This is a genomic window from Pseudomonas sp. W17, assembly GCF_040268305.1.
In the GTDB taxonomy this organism is placed as follows: Bacteria; Pseudomonadota; Gammaproteobacteria; order Pseudomonadales; family Pseudomonadaceae; genus Aquipseudomonas; species Aquipseudomonas protegens.
This window is the reverse complement of record NZ_CP158490.1, coordinates 3,719,440-3,738,402: the sequence shown is the minus strand read 5'-3', so window position 1 is coordinate 3,738,402 and position 18,963 is coordinate 3,719,440. Positions and strand designations below refer to the sequence as shown.

Here is an 18,963-nt window from a genome sequence, read left to right as displayed (position 1 = left end):
GGCCTTTATGGATAACGATGTCCGCGATGTAAGCAAGGAACAGCTGCAAGAGAGTCTTGCTCAGGCAATCACCACCATCCGTGCGCTCAAGGAAAAGGTGGCCGGCAAGAGCTCGGCGCCTGTCGAACCGATCGCCGTAGTGGGCCTGGGGTGCCGGCTGCCGGGCAGTGCCGACACACCGAAGCGGCTGTGGAGCCTGCTGAAAAATGCCACCGATGCGGTGGGCGACATGCCCCGCGATCGTCTGTACGGCACCGACTATTACCATCCTGATCCCCAGGCACCCGGCAAGGCCTACGTCATGCGCGGTGGCTTCATCGAGGGGGTGGATCAGTTCGACCCGGGCTTCTTCGGCATTTCGCCCAAGGAAGCCGAAGGCATGGACCCCCAGCAGCGCCTGGCCCTGGAGGTTGCCTGGGAGGCCCTGGAGAACGCCGCGATTGCCCCCGACAGCCTGCATGGCAAGAAGCTCGGCGTGTTCATGGGGGTCAGTACCAATGATTACGTGCGTCTGCGCCAGCAGTTGGGCGCGGTCGAGGACGTCAACGCCTACCAGTTCTATGGCGAAACCAGCTTCGTGGCCGGGCGCATTGCCTACACCCTGGGCTCCAGGGGCCCGGCGGTGGTGCTCGACACCTCCTGCTCCTCATCCCTGGTGGCCCTGCACCAGGCCTGCAACAGCCTGCGCAGCCGCGAGAGCGAGCTGGCGCTGGCCGGTGGGGTCAACCTGATCCTGTCGCCCTACGGTTTCATCCTGGTCAGCAAGCTGCGGGCCGTGGCCCCCGATGGCCGCTGCAAGACCTTCGACGCGGCGGCCGATGGCTACGGGCGCGCCGAAGGCTGCGTGATCCTTGCGCTCAAGCGGCTGAGCGATGCGGTACGCGATCAGGACCCGGTGCTGGCCGTGATCGAGGGTAGTGCGGTCAATAACGACGGTGCCAGCAGCGGCATCACCGTGCCCAACATCCACGCCCAGGAAGAGGTGATCAGGCTGGCGCTCGGCCAGGCCGGGCTCCAGGGCAGCGAGGTCGACTATGTCGAGGCCCATGGCACCGGCACCGCTTTGGGCGACCCGATCGAACTGCACGCCCTGCATGCGGTACTGGGCAAGCAGCGGCCCGTGGATGCGCCGCTGCTGGTGGGCTCGATCAAGGCCAACATGGGGCATCTCGAACCGGTCGCCGGGGTGACCGGGCTGGCCAAGGTCCTGCTGTGCCTGCAACAAGAGGCCCTGGTGCCCCAGGTGCACTTCAACACGCCCAACCCGCGGATCGAATGGGATCGCCTGGCCCTGAAGGTGGTCACCGAACCCACGCCCTGGCCACGCCAGGGCAAGGCGCGGCACGCCGGTGTCAGTTCGTTTGGTGTCACCGGCACCAACGCCCATGTGCTAGTGGGCGACGCGCCGCTGCGCGAACGTGCCCAGGGGCGCGACAACCCCTGGCAGCTGATCACTCTGTCGGCCAAGGGCGAGACGCCCCGGCGCCAGATTGCCGGACGCTATGAACGTTTTATCGCCGACAACAGCCAGCTCGAACTCAAGGACCTGTGCTACACGGCGAACGTCGGGCGGGCGCACTTTGGCCATCGTTTCGCGGCCGTGGCCGATAGCCGTGAGGGGCTGCGCGAGCAACTGGCAGCCTATGCGTCACGCAAGGTGGTGGGCCATGTATTCGAAGGGCCCTGCCAGGGAGCGGCGGCGCCGCTGGTGATGCTCTTTCCGGGGCAGGGCTGCCAGTACCGGGCGATGGCCCAGGCACTGTATGACAGCGAACCATTCTTCAAGGCGCAGATCGATGAATGCCGCGCCCTGTTGCAGCCGCTGATGGATGTGGACCTGCTGACCCTGGTGCTGGACGCGGGTGCGGCCAGTGACAGCTACCTGCAACAGACCCGTTATGCCCAGCCGGCGATATTCGCGGTCGAATATGCCCTGGCGCGGTTGTGGATGCATTGGGGGGTCGCTGCCGATGCGCTGTTCGGACACAGTTTCGGCGAGATCAGTGCAATCTGTGTGGCCGGGGCGGTATCCCTGGCTGACGCGCTGCGTATGGTGGAGGCGCGTGGGCGCCTGGCCCAGCAACTGATGACGGCCGGCGGCGTGATGTACGCACTGGGCATGAGCGAGGCGCAACTGCTGGAGCTGCTCAAGGACCGGCCCGGCAGCGCGATCGAACTGGCGGCGGTCAACAGCCCGCAGGACGTGGTGGTGGCCGGGCCGCAGGCCGAGGTCCAGGCGCTGGCCGAAGCGGCGCTCGCCAGCGGTTGCAAGGTCAAGAAGCTTGCGGTTTCCCATGCCTTCCATACCGCAGCCACCGAGCCGATGCTTGAAGCGTTCCGCCAGACGGTGGCGCAGATCACCTTCAGCGAGCCGCGCTTGCCGGTCATCAGCAGTGTCACTGGCCGGGTGCATACGCTCTCCAGCCTGAGCTCGCCCGATTACTGGTGTACGCACACCCGCCAGGCCGTGAGGTTCAGCGAAGGGGTCAACACCCTGATCGCAGAGCTGGGGGTGAAAACCTTCCTTGAAGTGGCCTCCGATGCTGTGTTGACGCCGCTGATCGGCCGTCACCCCCTGGCGGACGACAGCCTGGTCCTGGCCAGCCTGCGCCGGGCCGGCGATCCGCCCAGGGACCTGCGCCTGGCCGCCGCGCAGCTCTACGTGGGCGGCCATAACCTCGACTGGGCCCGGCTGCACGAGCATGACGGGGCCTTGCGCCAGGCCTTGCCCGGGTATGCGTTTCAGCGCCAGCGCTACTGGTTCGACAACGCTAGCGGCTCGCCCCTGCAACAGGTCGCTGCGGGAGCGGTCGGCCGGCTGCTGGGGCACTCGGTCAACGCACCCACTCCGGCATTCGAGTCGACGCTCGATAGCGCGCTCCTGCAGGCCGTGGGCGGCGAGATCCGCGATGACCTGGCGCTGCTGCGTCCTGACCGGTTGCTGGCAGCCCTGAGCGATGAGCTGGCCGGCCACTTGCAGCTGGACACCTATGGGGTGAGCCTCGCCAGTATCACCCCGGCCCTGGCGTTCCATGTCGATGACCAGTTGCATCTGTTCACCGAACTCAAGCCGCTGTCCGGGGCGGCCTGGGAGGTCAACTGCTCGGCCCTGACCGCAGCGGCCAAGGTTGCCGGTGCCAATTGGCAGCCGGTCCTGTCGCTGACCCTGGAAGGCCTGCCGGCGGCTGTCCGGGGCGGCCTGCCGGACCCGGGCCATGCCGCCACCCAGGACGCAGGCTTTGTCTACCACATGCAGTTGCCGGCAGAACCCGATCCGCACGGCAATCGCCTTGGGCAGGTCCTCGAGTACCTGGGGCAGGCGGTGCCGGGCGATGTGCCGGGCTCGATAAGCGGCATCCGCCGCTGGGTCGCCAGCCGGTCCGCTTCGCCCCGGGCACAAAGCCTGGTGATTGCCACGAGCCAGGCACATCCGCAGCAGTTCGACTGCGCCTTGTACGATGCGCACGGCCAGTGTGTAGGCAGCCTGGAAGGGCTGACCCTGGCTGCCGCCCCGAGTGAGGAGGCGCTGCGTGGCATGCTTTACCAGCCCGACGTGCTCTACAGCCTGGATTGGCTCGAACGCCCTCGCCAGCGCGCCGAAGTGCCGCAGCAGGGCCGCTTGTTCACCCTGGTCAGCCGCTCGCCGGAAACCGCCGCTCCCCTGGTCGAACACCTGCAGCGTGGCGGGCATCGTGCCCGGGTCCTGTGCCCGCAGCAGTTGCTCGATAGCGCGCGGAGGGTGCTGGCCCAGGACCCGAGCCAGCCCTTGACCGATGAAGGCGAGGCCTTGGCCGCCGATATCATCGTGCTCGATGGCAAAGACATCGAGGATGCCGGCTCGACCACGCTGCAGAGCCTGTCGAGCCTGCAGGCGACGCTGTTCCACCCGTTGCTGGAGATGGTCCAGGCGCTCATCGAACTGGGCCCGCGCGGTGGCCGGTTGTGGCTGGTGACCCAAGGGGCAAACGCCGTTGGCCTGGATCGCGACCAGCCCTTGCAAGTGGCGACCGGGCCGTTGTGGGGGCTGGGCAAGACGCTCGCCCTGGAGCACCCCGAACACTGGTGCGGGCTGATCGACCTGGCCCCCGACGATCCTCACTGGGCAAGGGCGCTGGCCGAAGAAGTCAGCGACCCCGATGGCGAGGACAAGATCTGCCTGCGCCCGGGCAAGCGTTATGTCCAGCGCCTGAACCATTTCAGCGCTGCGCAGTTGCCAGCACAGGCCTATGCACCTTGCCCGCAGGGCAGTTACCTGATTACCGGCGGCATGGGTGGAATTGGCCTGGCCATGGCCCAGTGGCTTCTGGATAAAGGCGCGGGCGCTGTGCTGATCACCGGCCGGCGGCCACTGGAGGATGTCGCCACGGGCCTGGAGCGCTTCGGCGCTGCGGCATCGCGGGTGAGTTACGTCCAGGCCGACATCACCTCGCCCCAGGACATGCAGCGGCTGTTCTGCGGTCTGGAGGCGTCGGGCGCGAGCCTGAAGGGCATCTTTCATGCCGCCGGGATTTCAATTCCGCAGGATCTCAAGGACGTCGACCGTGACAGTTTCGACCAGGTGATGCGGCCCAAGGTCGAGGGCACCTGGTTGTTGCACGAACTGTCCCTGGGGCTGGACCTGGACTTCTTTGTCCTGTGTTCGAGCATCGCCAGTGTCTGGGGTTCGCAGCATGTCGCCAGCTACGCAGCCGCCAATCAGTTCCTCGACAGCCTGGCGTGGCAGCGTCGGGCCATGGGCCTGAGTGCCCTGGTGATCGACTGGGGGCTATGGGCCGGCGGCAGTCACCTGTTCGACGAGCAGGTGCTGAATTTCCTCACCAGCGTTGGCTTGAAACAGATCGCCCCGGTACAGAACGTCGGCCTGCTGTCGCGGATTCTGGCCAGCGAGCTGCCCCAGATGGTGGTGTCAGGGGTGGACTGGAATCGCTTCAAGCCACTGCTCGAATCCCGCGGCCCGCAACCGCTGCTGCAGTACATCCGCAGCCAGGCTCCGACCGCCAGGGCCGGCGACAGCAGCAACGTGGAGATCCTGCAGCAACTGGCGGGCGCCGACGAAGCCGCTGCCCTGGCATTGCTGGATGACTACGTGTGGGAGCAGTACGCGCAGTTGCTCGGGGTCAAGACCGAACAGGTGCGGGCCAAGCTCGAGGATGGCGGCAGCCTGATGGACTACGGCCTGGACTCGCTGCTGGTGATGGACATGGTCGCCCGCTGCCGGCGCGATCTGAAGCTGGAGATCAAGGCCCGCGAGTTTCTTGAGTGTCCGGGCCTGATGTGGCCGGACTTCCTGGCCCGTTCGATAAAGGAACAGGGCTGCGTGGCCGAGGCCTGACGGGCCGCGGGCAGTGCAACCCAGACCCATGATCTGTGATTGAGGTGGTTATGAACGATGTGCAGTCTGGCAAGGCGCCAGAGCATTACGACATTCTCTTGGCGGGCAACAGCATCAGCGTGATCATGCTCGCCGCCTGCCTGGCCCGGAACAAGGTCCGGGTCGGTTTGTTGCGCAACCGGCAGATGCCCCCCGACCTTACCGGTGAGGCGACGATTCCCTATACCTCGATGATTTTCGAGCTGATTGCCGACCGCTATGGCGTGCCGGAAATAAAGAATATCGCCCGCACCCGGGATATCCAGCAGAAGGTGATGCCGTCTTCCGGGGTCAAGAAGAACCTCGGGTTCATCTATCACCAGCGCAGCCGGGCGGTGGACCTGGGCCAGGCGCTGCAATTCAACGTGCCCTCCGAGCATGGCGAGAATCATCTGTTCAGGCCCGATATCGATGCCTATCTGCTGGCGGCGGCCATCGGTTATGGCGCGCAGCTGGTGGAGATCGACAACAGCCCCGAGGTGCTGGTCGAGGACAGCGGGGTCAAGGTAGCTACGGCACTGGGGCGCTGGGTCACTGCCGATTTCATGGTTGATGGCAGCCAGGGCGGCCAGGTGCTGGCGCGGCAGGCGGGCCTGGTCAGCCAGGCTTCGACGCAGAAGACCCGGACCCTGGAATTCTCCACTCATATGCTCGGGGTGGTGCCGTTCGATGAGTGCGTGCAGGGCGACTTTCCCGGCCAGTGGCATGGCGGCACTCTGCATCACGTGTTCGACGGGGGCTGGGTGGGGGTCATCCCGTTCAACAACCATCAGCACTCGCGCAACCCTTTGGTCAGCGTACTGGTTTCACTGCGTGAGGACCTCTGCCCGAGCATGGACGGCGACCAGGTCCTGGCCGGCCTGATCGAGCTGTACCCCGGCCTGGGGCGGCACCTGTCCGGCGCCCGGCGGGTGCGCGAGTGGGCGTTGCGCCAGCCGCCCCGGCAGGTCTATCGCACGGCGCTCGAACGCCGCTGCCTGATGTTCGATGAGGGCGCCGCGAGCAACGATCTGTTGTTCTCGCGCAAGCTGTCCAATGCTGCGGAACTGGTTCTGGCCCTGGCGCACCGGCTGATCAAGGCGGCGCACAGCGGTGACTACCGCAGCCCGGCCCTGAATGATTTTGTCCTGACCCAGGACAGCATCATCAGCTTGAGTGACCGGATCGCCTCAGCGGCTTATGTGTCGTTTCGCGACCCCGAGCTGTGGAATGCCTTCGCCCGTGTCTGGCTGCTGCAGTCGATTGCCGCCACCATCACCGCGCGCAAGATCAACGATGCCTTTGCCAAGGACCTGGACCCGCGAGTGTTCGATGAAATCGACCAGCTCGCAGAGGACGGTTTCTGGATGCCTCTGTATCAGGGGTACAAGGATATTCTCAACACTACGCTGGGCCTTTGTGATGACGTCAAAAGCGCCAAGGTCTCTGCTGCGCACGCGGCGAGCAGCATCTTTGCGGAGCTTGCCAACGCCAGTTTTGTTCCGCCTATTTTTGATTTTGCTAATCCTCACGCTCGTGTCTATCAACTGACCACCTTGAGAAAGCTCAAGGCGCTCTGGTGGGGCCTGATGCAAGTGCCCTCAGAGGTCGGACGGCTGATTTTCTATCGATCCTTCAGAAAACCTTCCCTGCGCAAGGAGAGTTGAAATGGACTTCAACTACGACGATACCCAGAAAAAACATGCGGCCATGATCGCCCAGGTGTGTGCCGAGCAACTGGCGGCCTGTGGCAATGAACACTCGCGGTATTTCACCGCCCGGCAATGGGCGATCTGCGGCGAGGCCGGATTGCTGGGGCTGTCGATTCCCCGGGAATACGGTGGCCAGGGCCTGGGTGCGCTGTCGACGGCCATTGCCATGCACGCCTTTGGCCTGGGTTGCACAGACATGGGCCTGGTGTTCGCGGCGGCGGCCCACCAGTTTGCCTGTGCGATGCCGATCGTCGAGTTCGCAACAGCGGAAACCAAACGCGATGTATTGCCCAAACTCGCCAGCGGTGAATTCATCGGCTCCAACGCGATCACCGAACCCGAGGCCGGCTCCGACTCCAGCAATTTGAAGAGCCGTGCCTGGCCCCAGGCCGATGGCAGTTATCGCCTTGACGGCCACAAGAGCTTTGCCGGCAATGCGCCGATTGCCGACATCTTCGTGACCTATGCCACCACCCAGCCCGAGTACGGTGCCCTGGGGGTCAGCGGTTTTATCGTCCACCGCAGCAGTACGGGGCTCAGGGTCAGTGAGCCCCTGGACAAGGTATGCCTGAGAAGCTGCCCCGCGGGTGAAGTGTTCTTTGACGATTGCAGGGTTCCTGAGGTCAACCGCCTGGGTGAGGAAGGGCAGGGCCGGCAGGTGTTCCAGAGTTCCATGGGCTGGGAGCGTGCCTGCCTGTTCGCAGCGTTCCTGGGGATGATGGAGCGGCAACTGGAACAGACCATCGAGCATGCGCGCACCCGGCGCCAGTTTGGCAAGCCGATTGGCGACAACCAGGCGGTTTCGCACCGTATCGCGCAAATGAAGCTGCGCCTGGAGTCGGCGCGGTTGCTGCTGTTCCGGGCGTGCTGGGGCATGGACCAGGGCGATCCGGGGCAGCTCAACATTGCCCTGTCGAAACTGGCCATCAGTGAAGGGGCGCTGGCATCGAGCATCGATGCGGTGAGGATTTTCGGCGGCCGGGGCTGCCTGGAGTCTTTCGGGATCGAGGCGATGCTGCGCGATTCCATCGGCACTACGATCTTTTCCGGCACCAGCGACATGCAGCACGAGATCATTGCCCGGGAGCTGAAGCTATGAAGCTGCTCCATGAACGGATGATGCACAGCCTTGCCCGCTACCCGCGGCAGACGGCGGTGGTGGACGAGCAGGATGCCTTGAGCTACGAGGCGCTGGAGCTCAGGACCCGGGAATTCGTGGCAATGCTCTGTGCCCTGGGGGTCGGCCAGGGGCAGCGGATCCTGCTCTGGGCGCACAAGTCGGTGGACCTGGTGGCGGTCATGCAGGCAGCCCTGCGGCTGGGGGTGGTGTATGTGCCGGTGGACCCTCTGAGCCCGGTGTCGCGCCTGGAAAAGATCGCCGGGGATTCCCAGGCCGTGCTGGTTCTCTGCACCGCAGCACGCCAGGAAGAACTCGCCGGCTCCGCGCTTGCCCAGGTGCGCAGCGTGGTTCTGGACGACCCGGCCAGCGCCGGCTACTGGCGCAACATCGATACCGGCTCCAGCGTAGTGCCGATGCTGGACATCCAGCCGGACGATCTGGCCTACATCCTCTACACCTCCGGGTCCACCGGCGTGCCCAAAGGGGTTGCGCTCAGCCACGGCAATGCCCTGGCCTTCGTCGACTGGGCGTGCGAGCGCTATTGCTTCCAGCCTGGCGAGCGTTTCGCCAACCATGCCCCCCTGCATTTCGACCTGTCGGTCCTGGACATCTACTGCGCGCTCAATGTGGGCGCGACGGTGTGCCTGGTTCCCGAGTCGATCGCGTTCTCGCCGCGGCTGCTGACCGACTTCATCCGCCAGCACGAAATCAGCATCTGGTACTCGGTGCCCTCGGTACTCATGATGATGATGCAAGACGGCGACTTGCTCAGCGATATCCAGGACACCCTGCGGGTACTGTTGTTCGCCGGCGAGCCTTTTCCGATCAAGCACCTGCGTGACCTGCGCGCGGCCTATGCCGATGTGCGTCTGGCCAATCTCTTCGGCCCCACGGAAACCAATGTGTGCACCGCATTCGAGGTCGGCGCCATCGATCCCGAGCGCGTGCTCCCGGTGCCCATCGGCACGGCCGCCTCCGGCAACCAGGTGTGGGCGCAAAAGCCTGACGGCAGCCGCTGCGCAGTGGGTGAAGAAGGTGAGCTAGTGGTGCAGGGACCTACGGTCATGCTGGGCTATTTCGCCAAGCCGGCTCAGGAGGGGCCCTACAAGACCGGCGATATGGTCAGGCAGCGGCCGGACGGCAACTACGAATACCTGGGGCGTCGTGACGACATGCTCAAGGTGCGTGGCAACCGGATCGAGCGCGGGGAAGTCGAAGCCGCGCTGCTGGCCCATCCCCAGGTCAGCGAGGCCGCCGTGCTGGTGGTCGGGGAGGGGATGAACGCGCAGTTGTGGGGCGTGCTGGTCGCTCACACCCGGGACGCTCTTTCGCTGATCGACCTCAAGCGCCACTGCGCCCAGCGCCTGCCTCGCTACATGATCATCGACAAGGTGCTGTGCCTGGACGCACTGCCACGCAACGCCAATGGCAAGGTCGATCGCTTCGCCCTGGCCAGGCAGGTGGAGGGCTGACCCATGGGAACTCCATCACGCGTGGCCAAGGACGCCTGGTTTCCCTATGCCAGCCGGCCTCGGGGCAAGATGCGCCTGTTCACCTTTCCCTATGCCGGGAGCGGGGCCTCGGTCTTTCATCGCTGGTTCCTGCCCCTGTACGACCAGGTCGACCTGTATGCCTTGCAGTTGCCGGGCCGCGAAGGTCGCAGCCAGGAGGCCTGCTACAGCGACATGCAGGCGGCGGCCAACGACGTGGCCGACTGCCTGGAGCAGTTTGGCGATGACATCCCCTGCTGTTTTTTCGGCCACAGCATGGGCGCCTTGCTGGCCTTTGCGGTCGCCGGTGTGCTGCAGGAGCGGCGGTTGCCGATGCCGCAGCAACTGATGCTCTCGGGCATGGTTGCGCCCCATGTGCGGCAACGGGTAGCACCGCTGCACCAGCTGCCGGCAGAGCAGGCCATCGCCGCGCTGCAGGCCATGGGGGGCGTGCCGGCGGTGGTGCTGGCCGAGGAGGACCTGATGCAGATGTACCTGCCTATCATTCAGGCCGACATACAGATGGTCTACTCCTACGCCGGTGCCCAGCCGCAGCCGCTGGACACCCGCATGATCTGCCTGAGCGGCGCCCAGGACCTGATTGCGCCGCCTGCGCAGATGCAGCAGTGGCAGCGCTACACCCAGTGCGGCTTCGAGCAGTTCGTGTTTGCCGGTGGCCATTTCTTTCTCGACGCCCAGGTCATGTCGCGGGTCAAAACAGTGCTGGGCAGCGCCCTGCACAATCAGCCTGGCAGTCTGGCGGTGTGAGCCGACTATTGGGCAATGGCCGCGAGGCCGGACCTGGCGAACAGCTTGAAGTGGGCTTTCAGGGCGTTGGCGTCGTGTTGCAGGACGGCTTGCAGCGGGCTGGGCTGCTGGCGATCTATCACCGCCAGCATCAGGCAGGGCGCGATGATGCTGATGGTGCAACGCGCCAGCGCCGGGTCACCGATCGGAAAGCCGGTGATCTCGCTGATGAGCGCTTCCAGCAGACGGAATTTGGGCATCACTTCTTCTTGCACAAGGCTGGTGAAATGGACAGTGGGCGCCAGTATTTCCCGTGCACAGACTTTGCTTTGCCAGCTCTGCTCATCGAGCACCCGGGTGACGATGGCATCGATGAAGCTATCGAGCTTGATCAGCGCCGGCTCTTCGCTTTGCGCCAGCTGCGACAGGGCTTCGAAGCTCACCAGCTGCTTGTGTCCCTCGATCAGCACCGCCTTGTACAGGGCTTCCCGGCTACCGAAGTGGTAGTTGATGGCGGCGAGGTCGGCGCCGGCTTCTTCACAGATGAGCTTGCTCGCGGTGTTGGCATAGCCATGCTGGGCAAACAGGCGGGCAGCCACTTCGAGAATGCGGATTTTAGTGTGTTCGCCGTCGCTTCTGCTGGTTCTGCGTCGCGTGTTCATGATGTTCCTCGTGGTCTGAGCGGGGGGTTGCTTCATGGCCAGTATCTGTTATTTTCTAATTTAAATTCAAATTGAATTTTAATTAGGCCTTGGCAAACAAAGGACTCATGGATGAAGAAGCAGTTGATTGTAGGGGTTGCCGTACTGCTGGTGGCCACAGCGGGTGTTTCCTGGTTTCTCCTTCGCCCCGAGAAGCAGAACGACCACCTCAAGCTCCATGGCAACGTCGACATTCGCCAGGTGTCACTGGCGTTCGACGGCAGTGAGCGAATCGCCGCGCTGTATGCCGAAGAGGGCGACCTGGTGCAGCCAGGCCAGGTCCTGGCGGAACTCGACACACGCACACTGCGCCTGGAAATAAATCGCTCCAAGGCCAGGATCGGCGCCCAGGAACAGGCGCTGCTGCGCTTGAAAAATGGCACACGGCCTCAAGAGGTCGAGCAGTCCAAGGCACGTTTTGATGCCGCCCAGGCGCAAATGCAGCTGGCTCAACTGCACATGCAGCGCCTGCGCAGGATCGCCGACGACACCCAGGGCAAGGGCGTCAGCCAGCAACGCCTGGACCAGGCAGCCGCCCGCTTGCAAGTGGCCAAGGCCCAGTCGCAGGAGCAGCGCGAATCCTGGACCCTGGCCAAGATCGGCCCACGCAATGAAGACATCGAGCAGGCCACGGCCGACCTGCAAGCCTCCAGGGCCGACCTGGACCTGCTGGAACATTACCTGGCGCGCGCTCAGCTCAAGGCGCCGACCCAGGCCCGGATCCGCACGCGCCTGCTGGAGCCGGGGGATATGGCCTCGCCGCAGCGCCCGGTGTTTGCCCTGGCCCTGACCGACCCCAAGTGGGTACGGGCCTATGTCAACGAGCGCCAGTTGGGCCACATACGTGCGGACCAGATGGCGCGGGTCTACACCGACAGCTTTCCTGACCAGGCGATCGACGGCAAAGTCGGCTACATCTCCTCGGTTGCCGAATTCACCCCCAAGTCGGTGGAAACGGAAGACCTGCGCACCAGCCTGGTCTACGAGATCCGGGTGCTGGTCAAGGACCCTGACGATCGCCTGCGGCTCGGTATGCCGGCGACCGTCTACCTTGACCAGGCACCGGTGGCCGGGGCCACGCCATGAGTGCGCCAGCGGTAACGGTTCAGGCTGTTGAACTGGTCAAGCGCTTTCGCAGTGGAACGCGAGAACAGTTGGCTCTGGAGCAGGTTTCTCTGGAGGTGCCCAGTGGCAAGTTGAGTGCCCTGGTGGGGCCGGACGGGGCCGGAAAAACCACCCTGTTGCGGATGATTGCCGGCTTGCTCAAGGCCGACGAAGGGCTGTTGAAGGTGCTGGGGCTGGACGTCGCCGCAGATCCGCAGCAGGTGCAGGACCTTATCAGCTACATGCCCCAGAAGTTCGGCCTGTACGAAGACCTGACGATCCAGGAAAACCTCGAACTCTACGCCGACCTGCATGGCGTGCGCGCCCAGCAGCGCGAGGAGCGCTTTTCCCGGTTGCTGCAGATGATGGACCTGACGCGTTTTCGCGACCGGCTGGCCGGACAGCTTTCCGGCGGCATGAAACAGAAACTGGGGCTGGCCTGTACCCTGGTCCGTTCACCGCAACTGTTGCTGCTGGACGAGCCCACCGTGGGGGTGGATCCGCTGTCGCGGCGGGAACTGTGGAGCATCATCGAACAACTGATCGAGCAGGAAAACCTCACGGTGCTGATCAGCACTGCCTACATGGACGAGGCCCAGCGTTGCGCCCAGGTCTTTGTGCTGTACCAGGGGCGGCTGATCGCCCAGGGGCCACCGGCGCAGTTGTGCCATCTGGCGCAGGGCCTGTGCTATGGCGTCGGCCCCGAGGCCGGCACCCCGGCCAGGCTGTTGCAGGCGCGCTTGCTTGACGACAATGAACACATCATCGATGCCGTGCCCGAAGGCGGCATGGTTCGCTTTATCCGCAGCGCCCAGGTGCCTCTGCAGGCCATTCCATCCCTGGCTGGCCAGGCCTCTCCCCAGGCGCTGGAGGCCCGCCTCGAAGATGGCTTCATGGTGTTGCTCCGGCAACAGGTTGGCAGCGTTGCAAGCCTGGACGAGCCGGCGCAGGCGCCCGCCAGCGACGGCCAGGGCGACGCTGCCTCTGGGCGTGCGGTGGTCATCGAGGTCCGCGACCTGGTGCGCAAGTTCGGGGACTTCACCGCGGTTGCCAGCACCTCGTTCGAGGTGTTGAAGGGCGAGATATTCGGCTTGCTGGGCCCCAACGGAGCCGGCAAGACCACCACGTTTCGCATGCTTTGCGGTTTGCTTCCCGCCTCCAGCGGGCACCTTGAGGTGGCTGGCGTCAACCTGCGCACCGCACGTGCGGCGGCGCGGCGCAAGATCGGCTACGTCTCGCAGAAGTTCGCCCTGTACGCGAACCTGTCGGCCCTGGAGAACCTGCGCTTCTTCGGCGGCGCCTATGGCCTGCACGGCGCGAAGCTGAAAGCGCGGGTGGCGTTGATGCTCGAACAGTTCGACCTCGACGAACACAAGCACCTGCGCAGCGGCGAGCTGCCCGGTGGCTACAAGCAGCGCCTGGCCATGGCGGTCGCGTTGCTGCACGAGCCGCAGATCCTGTTTCTCGACGAACCCACCAGCGGTATCGACCCCTTGGCCCGCCGGGCATTCTGGCGCCGTATCACCGCCCTGGCGCAAAGCGGCACGACGATCGTGATCACCACCCACTTCATGGAAGAGGCCGAGTACTGCGACCGTATCGTCATCCAGGATGCCGGACGGCTGCTGGCCCTGGGCACTCCGGAACAGGTACGCCACCAGGGCAGCGAGTCGCTTGCCGACATGAACAGCGCCTTCATTGCCGTGGTCGAGCGTGCTCGGGCCCAGGCCAGCGCCCCGGTGCAGTGAGGAATGACCATGACTGACTCCAATCGATCCGCCTCAGGGTTCAGGCGCAGGCTCATTGCGCTCACCCGAAAGGAGTTGCGCCAATTGATGCGTGACAAGAGCAACCTGGCGATAGGCATTGTCCTGCCCATCGTGCTGATCCTGATATTTGGCTACGGCCTGTCCCTGGACATTCGCAACACGCCGCTGGCCGTGGTCCTGGAAGACAGCTCCCCCAGCGCCCGCAGCGTGGTGGCGAAGCTTGCGAGTTCGGACTACTTCTCGGTGGTCCAGGTGACCAGCATGGCCGAGGCCCAAGCGCTGATGGACAAGCGTCGGGTCGACGGCATCGTGCGCGTGCCGGCGGATTTTTCCAGGCGCCTCGAACAGCAGGATGCGCGCTTGCAATTGCTCCTGCATGGCGCCGATGCCAACAGCGCGGCGACCCTTGGACGCTATGTCAGGGGCGCGCTGAATGTCTGGCAACAGCAGCAGTTCGACCGCTCCCGGCAGCCCCAGTCGGCCGGTCGGGTGCTGGTCGTCGAACGCATGTGGTTCAACGCCGCCAACAGCAGTACCTGGTACCTGGTGCCCGGGCTCATCGCCCTGATCATGACCCTGGTGGGTGCCTTCCTGACCTCTCTGGTACTGGCCCGGGAGTGGGAGCGGGGCACGCTCGAATCACTGTTCGTCACCCCGGTCAGGTCGATCGAAATACTCCTGGCCAAGATCATTCCCTATTTCCTGGTGGGCCTGCTGGGCCTGGTGATGTGCCTGGTTTCGGCGCGGTTGCTGTTCGAGGTACCGATCCAGGGTTCGCTGGTGCTCCTGCTGTTGAGCTCCATGCTCTACCTGCTGGTCACCCTGGGCATTGGCCTGCTGATTTCGGCGAAGACACGCAACCAGTTCCTGGCCAGCCAGATCGCGATCATCTTCAGCTTCCTGCCGGCGCTGATGCTCTCGGGGTTCCTCTTCGATCTGCGCAATGTGCCGACGTTCATCCGCGTGGTGGGCTCGATCCTGCCGGCGACTTACTTCATGGAGCTGGTCAAGACCCTGTTCCTGGCTGGCAACAACTGGCCATTGATTGCCAAGAACCTCGCAATCCTCGCGGCCTACGCCGTGTTCCTGTTGAACGCTGCACGCCTGTGCACCCGCAAGAAGCTGGATTGAAGCCATGGACAAGCTGATGAATTTCCTACGCGAGTTGCTGTTCCTGTTTCAGAAGGAGTTCCTGGCCATCGTCAAGGACCCGGCCAACCGGGTGATCCTGATTGCCCCGGCGATCGTCCAGTCATTGCTGTTCGGCTACGGCGCCACCTACGACCTGAACTACGTGCCCTATGCCGTGCTGGATCAGAGCCAGGGGCGCGCTTCGACAGAGCTTTTGGCACGCTTCGATGCCTCCGGGGTATTTGCCCGAGTGTCGACCCTGACCAGCGTCGATGAGATCGCCCCGGTGATCGACCGGGGCAGTGCCTTGCTGGTGCTGCATATCGCCGCAGACTTCGACGAGCGCCTGAGCCGGCATGAAAACGCCGGCTTGCAGTTGATCCTGGATGGGCGCAACTCGACGACCGCGGGAATGGCGGCCGGGCATATCGCCAACCTGGTGGCTGACTTCAACCAGCAGTTCCTGGCGGTGGACAACGCGCCGGTACGCCTGGAGACCCGTGCCTGGTTCAACCCCAACCTGCAAACCCGCTGGAACATAGTGCCGGGCCTGATCGCCGCGCTGAGCATGATCCAGACCCTGATGCTGGCGGCGTTGTCGGTAGCCAGGGAGCGCGAGCAGGGCACCTTCGACCAACTGCTGGTGACTCCGCTGACGCCTTTCGTGATCCTGCTGGGCAAGGCCCTGCCGTCGGTACTGATCGGTCTCTTGCAGTCCAGCCTGATCCTCCTCATCGGCCTGTTCTGGTTCAAGATCCCCATGATCGGCTCCGTGCTGGACCTGTACCTGGGGCTGTTCGTCTTCACCAGCGCCTGCGTGGGCATCGGGCTGTCGATCTCGGCGCTGTCGGCCAACATGCAGCAGGCCATGGTGTACACCTTCGTGCTGATGATGCCGCTGATCCTGCTCTCCGGCCTGATCACCCCGGTGCACAGCATGCCCGAGGCCCTGCAACTGCTGACCTATCTCGATCCGCTGCGCTTTGCCATCGACCTGGTCAGGAGGATCTACCTGGAGGGGGCAACGCTGGCGGATGTGTCCTGGAACCTGGTGCCCATGCTTGCCGTTGCGCTGGTGACCCTGCCGCTGGCTGCGTGGCTGTTTCGCAATCGATTGGTGTGATAAGGAACGTCATGAAAACTACTCACTATGGATACCTGCGTAATGGGCTGACGCTGGCCATGCTGCTGGCCATGCTGCTGGCCATCACCGCCTGCACCGTCGGGCCCGATTTCAAGGCACCGGCAGTTCCCAGCCCGGAACGCTGGACGGATTGGCACAGTGGCCCGCCATCGTCTTCGGTGCCGGGCAAAGCCCCGGCGACCACCTCGCAAACCGCAGACGGCAACTGGTGGCAGGTGTTTGGCGACCCGGTGCTGGACCAGCTGCAGGCCCAGGTGCGCGAAGGCAGCCCGGACCTGCACACGGCCTTGCTGCGGTTTGCCCAGGTGCGGTTGCAACGCCAGATAGTCGCTTCCCTGGAAACGCCCGAAGTGTCCTTTTCCGCGGCGGCTTCGCGAAACCGGCAAAGCCGGTATGCGCCGAACAATCGAATGCTTGAAGCCTTGGGCAGCGACAGTGATGCCCTGGAAAAGGTGCTGACCGACCCTTATAGCCTGTACCAGGCCGGGTTCGACGTTTCATGGGAGCTGGATCTCTGGGGGCGGGTGTCACGCCTGGGTGAAGCCGCCCAGGCCGAGGTCGATGGTGCGGCCGCGACCCTGGACGACGTGTTGCTCAGTGTCTCCAGCGAGCTGGCGCGAAACTACTTCGAAGTGCGTACCGCACAGCGCCAGACCCGTCTTCTGGAGCAGGAGGCACAGATCCTGGCCGCGCACCTGCAAGTGATTGCCGTCCAGGCCCGGGAGGGCGAGGAAGACGGGTTCGCGGTGGAACGCCAAGAGGCACGGCTGGCCTCGCTGCATGCACAGATACCGGCTTGGAAGGCGCTGCACACCCAGGCGGGCAACCGTATTGCGCTGTTGCTGGGGGAGCATCCCGGAGCCCTGGAAACCTTGCTCGCGGAGCGGCCTGATAATGCCTTGAGCCGCCCGCTGCCCAACCTGCAGTTGGGCCTGCCTGGCGACCTGGCCCGGGAGCGTCCGGACATCCGTGCGGCCCAGGCCCGCTTGCACCGGGCGACGGCGGGCATCGGAGTGGCCGAGGCCGAACTGTACCCGAGCGTGATGCTGGGGGCCGACTTCGGCTTCGAATCCTACAAGAGCGGCCAGTTTGCCGACTGGAGCAGCCGCACCTGGTCGGTAGGGCCGCGCCTGGACCTGCCGCTGTTCGACCGTGGGCGGCGCAGCAAGACCGTGGTCCTGCGCACACTCGAACAGCAAGAGGCGGCCGTGGCATTTCACCGGACCGTACTGGCAGCCTGGCAGGAAGTGGACGATGCGATGAGCCGCTACCACAACGAATACCAGCGTGCCGCGCACCTCAAGGACAGCTATGACAGCAAGGCCCGCACCTATGAGTGGACCCGCGTCCGGTACGCGGCCGGGGAGGCCAGCTACCTGGAGGAACTGGAAGCGCAGCGCACCGTGCTGGAGGCGCAGCGCGACCTGGTCAATAGCGACAGTCAACTGCGTACTCACCTGATCAGCATTTACAAATCCATGGGTGGGCATTCCACCTGAGCCCCTGAAACGCTGCCTCTGGCAGCACTCCCCACAGACCCACTTTCCTAACGGAATAGGAAGCCATGCAAATGGATGACCTCTACAAGATCGCGCTTTTTTCGTCCCTGATACTGGTAGTGCCGGGGCCCTCAAACACCTTGCTGCTGGCCTCGGGCTTCAAGTTCGGCGTGTTGCGCTCGCTGCCACTGGTGTTGATCGAAATGCTCGGCTACACCGTTTCGATCTGCACCTGGGGCTGGGGGCTTGTACTGCTGTCCCACGACTACCCGTGGCTGATCCACCTGATCAAGCTGCTGTGCGCCTTGTACATCGCGGCGCTGGCCTTGAAGACCTGGAAGACCTCCACCATCGGAGCCCAGCACACCGAGCGCTTTGAGAGCTGGCCACGGCACCTGTTGATTGCGACCTTGCTCAACCCCAAGGGGCTGATCTTCGCCAGTGTGATCTTCCCGGCCAGCTCGTTCGCCAGCCTGGGGGATTTCCTGCCGTCATTAAGCGCTTTCTTCCTGGCACTGGCGCCAATAGCCTTGCTCTGGGTCTCGCTGGGGGCGGGTATTCGAGCCCAATACCTGGGGCGGGTTTCTGGACCGCTGTTTTCCCGGGGCACCGCCGTCGTTCTGGCGCTGTTTTCCGCCACCCTCACTTACACCGTGGTTCGTGCGGTGTAGGTGTTTTTGCCGCGGCTTTCAGCGCCCAAGTGAGGCTAGGGCAATGGCGCTGTTGAGAGAGGCCCTTGTACCCCCGTGTTCCAGCACCGCTCTGTTGTCGCCAGCACCCGGGGGGCTCATTCCACGTAGCGCAACCACACATGGGTGCGACCGCTAACAGCCTCGACAACCGTTGAAACCACGGCTTGCCGATCTTCCTCGGGGGTGTTGCAGAGCGCACAAAAATCGCTCTCCACCGCGCTGGCTACCCTGTTCAGTGACATTGTTGATGTGTCCTTGAACGCTGACATGCCCGAGCCGGCCTTTTCCATCTACCTCGCGTTTGATGCCGGAGAGTATCGTCACCCGGGGGATGGGCAAGATGAATGGCCTTGGGAAAAGTGGACGCGGCCGGCGCTTGAACGGATTCTGCGCGCAGCCGATGAGGGGGCGTCGGCCGAGGTTTAGCCGGCCTGGGTCGCGGCCAGAACCGCCGGCGAACCCACGCGGTTTCGCTACGGCTCCAGCATCAAGCGGCGCCAAAGA

General features: G+C 64.3%; 13 protein-coding genes. 11 read left to right on the top strand and 2 right to left on the bottom strand.

Annotation, left to right across the window (positions count from 1 at the left end; all coding sequences use genetic code 11):
- Positions 1–7: 7 nt before the first annotated feature.
- From ABCR88_RS17200 to ABCR88_RS17180, 5 genes are read left to right on the top strand one after another with little or no spacing between them, the layout of a single operon-like run.
- Positions 8–5,332: a type I polyketide synthase gene (locus ABCR88_RS17200; RefSeq protein ID WP_350402819.1), complete on the top strand. Its 5,325-nt coding sequence runs from the start codon at positions 8–10 to the stop codon at positions 5,330–5,332.
- A 50-nt stretch (positions 5,333–5,382) separates the two neighbouring features.
- The gene (locus ABCR88_RS17195; protein WP_015635459.1) at positions 5,383–7,017 is read left to right on the top strand and encodes a hypothetical protein; all 1,635 of its coding nucleotides are present in this window, start codon (positions 5,383–5,385) and stop codon (positions 7,015–7,017) included.
- Position 7,018: 1 nt separating this feature from the next.
- Positions 7,019–8,161: an L-prolyl-[peptidyl-carrier protein] dehydrogenase gene (pltE, locus tag ABCR88_RS17190; protein ID WP_236186695.1), complete on the top strand. Its 1,143-nt coding sequence runs from the start codon at positions 7,019–7,021 to the stop codon at positions 8,159–8,161.
- On the top strand, positions 8,158–9,654 hold the full coding sequence (gene pltF, locus ABCR88_RS17185) for an L-proline--[L-prolyl-carrier protein] ligase (protein WP_350402816.1): 1,497 nt from the start codon (positions 8,158–8,160) through the stop codon (positions 9,652–9,654). The genes pltE and pltF overlap by 4 nt, the downstream gene beginning before the upstream one ends.
- A 3-nt stretch (positions 9,655–9,657) precedes the next feature.
- Positions 9,658–10,440, top strand: coding sequence for an alpha/beta fold hydrolase (locus tag ABCR88_RS17180; RefSeq protein ID WP_053151325.1), 783 nt, complete (start codon positions 9,658–9,660; stop codon positions 10,438–10,440).
- A gap of 5 nt (positions 10,441–10,445) precedes the next feature.
- On the opposite strand, the gene ABCR88_RS17175 is transcribed toward ABCR88_RS17180, so the two are convergent.
- The gene (locus ABCR88_RS17175; protein WP_026020031.1) at positions 10,446–11,081 is read right to left on the bottom strand and encodes a TetR/AcrR family transcriptional regulator; all 636 of its coding nucleotides are present in this window, start codon (positions 11,079–11,081) and stop codon (positions 10,446–10,448) included.
- 111 nt (positions 11,082–11,192) lie between these two features.
- On the opposite strand from ABCR88_RS17175, the gene ABCR88_RS17170 reads away from it, so the two are divergent.
- The 6 genes from ABCR88_RS17170 (at position 11,193) to ABCR88_RS17145 (ending at position 18,438) form a co-directional block, all read left to right on the top strand.
- The gene (locus tag ABCR88_RS17170) at positions 11,193–12,206 is read left to right on the top strand and encodes an HlyD family efflux transporter periplasmic adaptor subunit (protein ID WP_123473307.1); all 1,014 of its coding nucleotides are present in this window, start codon (positions 11,193–11,195) and stop codon (positions 12,204–12,206) included.
- Complete coding sequence (locus tag ABCR88_RS17165; RefSeq protein ID WP_041117996.1) at positions 12,203–13,972, top strand: ATP-binding cassette domain-containing protein; 1,770 nt, start codon at positions 12,203–12,205, stop codon at positions 13,970–13,972. Before ABCR88_RS17170 ends, ABCR88_RS17165 begins: the two co-directional genes overlap by 4 nt.
- A gap of 3 nt (positions 13,973–13,975) precedes the next feature.
- Positions 13,976–15,124: an ABC transporter permease gene (locus ABCR88_RS17160; protein ID WP_019093651.1), complete on the top strand. Its 1,149-nt coding sequence runs from the start codon at positions 13,976–13,978 to the stop codon at positions 15,122–15,124.
- A 4-nt stretch (positions 15,125–15,128) separates the two neighbouring features.
- The gene (locus ABCR88_RS17155) at positions 15,129–16,247 is read left to right on the top strand and encodes an ABC transporter permease (RefSeq protein WP_011061090.1); all 1,119 of its coding nucleotides are present in this window, start codon (positions 15,129–15,131) and stop codon (positions 16,245–16,247) included.
- Positions 16,248–16,258: 11 nt separating this feature from the next.
- Positions 16,259–17,767: an efflux transporter outer membrane subunit gene (locus ABCR88_RS17150; protein WP_350402811.1), complete on the top strand. Its 1,509-nt coding sequence runs from the start codon at positions 16,259–16,261 to the stop codon at positions 17,765–17,767.
- Positions 17,768–17,838: 71 nt separating this feature from the next.
- A complete protein-coding gene (locus ABCR88_RS17145) occupies positions 17,839–18,438 on the top strand; it encodes a LysE family transporter (protein ID WP_171820709.1) in 600 nt (199 codons plus the stop codon).
- A 116-nt stretch (positions 18,439–18,554) separates the two neighbouring features.
- Here the strand turns inward: ABCR88_RS17145 and ABCR88_RS17140 are convergent, their stop codons facing one another.
- Positions 18,555–18,749 (bottom strand): hypothetical protein, encoded by a 195-nt coding sequence (locus tag ABCR88_RS17140; RefSeq protein ID WP_350402808.1) that lies wholly within the window; start codon positions 18,747–18,749, stop codon positions 18,555–18,557.
- Positions 18,750–18,963: the final 214 nt, after the last annotated feature.

What these genes read in the sequence shown, in the direction of transcription:
- pltF (WP_350402816.1), top strand. Translation starts at nt 8,158, where the DNA reads ATGAAGCTGCTCCATGAACGGATGATGCACAGCCTTGCCCGCTACCCG.
- ABCR88_RS17150 (WP_350402811.1), top strand. Translation starts at nt 16,259, where the DNA reads ATGAAAACTACTCACTATGGATACCTGCGTAATGGGCTGACGCTGGCC.
- ABCR88_RS17140 (WP_350402808.1), bottom strand. Translation starts at nt 18,749, where the DNA reads ATGGAAAAGGCCGGCTCGGGCATGTCAGCGTTCAAGGACACATCAACA.
- ABCR88_RS17195 (WP_015635459.1), top strand. Translation starts at nt 5,383, where the DNA reads ATGAACGATGTGCAGTCTGGCAAGGCGCCAGAGCATTACGACATTCTC.
- ABCR88_RS17145 (WP_171820709.1), top strand. Translation starts at nt 17,839, where the DNA reads ATGGATGACCTCTACAAGATCGCGCTTTTTTCGTCCCTGATACTGGTA.
- ABCR88_RS17200 (WP_350402819.1), top strand. Translation starts at nt 8, where the DNA reads ATGGATAACGATGTCCGCGATGTAAGCAAGGAACAGCTGCAAGAGAGT.
- pltE (WP_236186695.1), top strand. Translation starts at nt 7,019, where the DNA reads ATGGACTTCAACTACGACGATACCCAGAAAAAACATGCGGCCATGATC.
- ABCR88_RS17170 (WP_123473307.1), top strand. Translation starts at nt 11,193, where the DNA reads ATGAAGAAGCAGTTGATTGTAGGGGTTGCCGTACTGCTGGTGGCCACA.
- ABCR88_RS17175 (WP_026020031.1), bottom strand. Translation starts at nt 11,081, where the DNA reads ATGAACACGCGACGCAGAACCAGCAGAAGCGACGGCGAACACACTAAA.
- ABCR88_RS17155 (WP_011061090.1), top strand. Translation starts at nt 15,129, where the DNA reads ATGGACAAGCTGATGAATTTCCTACGCGAGTTGCTGTTCCTGTTTCAG.
- ABCR88_RS17180 (WP_053151325.1), top strand. Translation starts at nt 9,658, where the DNA reads ATGGGAACTCCATCACGCGTGGCCAAGGACGCCTGGTTTCCCTATGCC.
- ABCR88_RS17165 (WP_041117996.1), top strand. Translation starts at nt 12,203, where the DNA reads ATGAGTGCGCCAGCGGTAACGGTTCAGGCTGTTGAACTGGTCAAGCGC.
- ABCR88_RS17160 (WP_019093651.1), top strand. Translation starts at nt 13,976, where the DNA reads ATGACCATGACTGACTCCAATCGATCCGCCTCAGGGTTCAGGCGCAGG.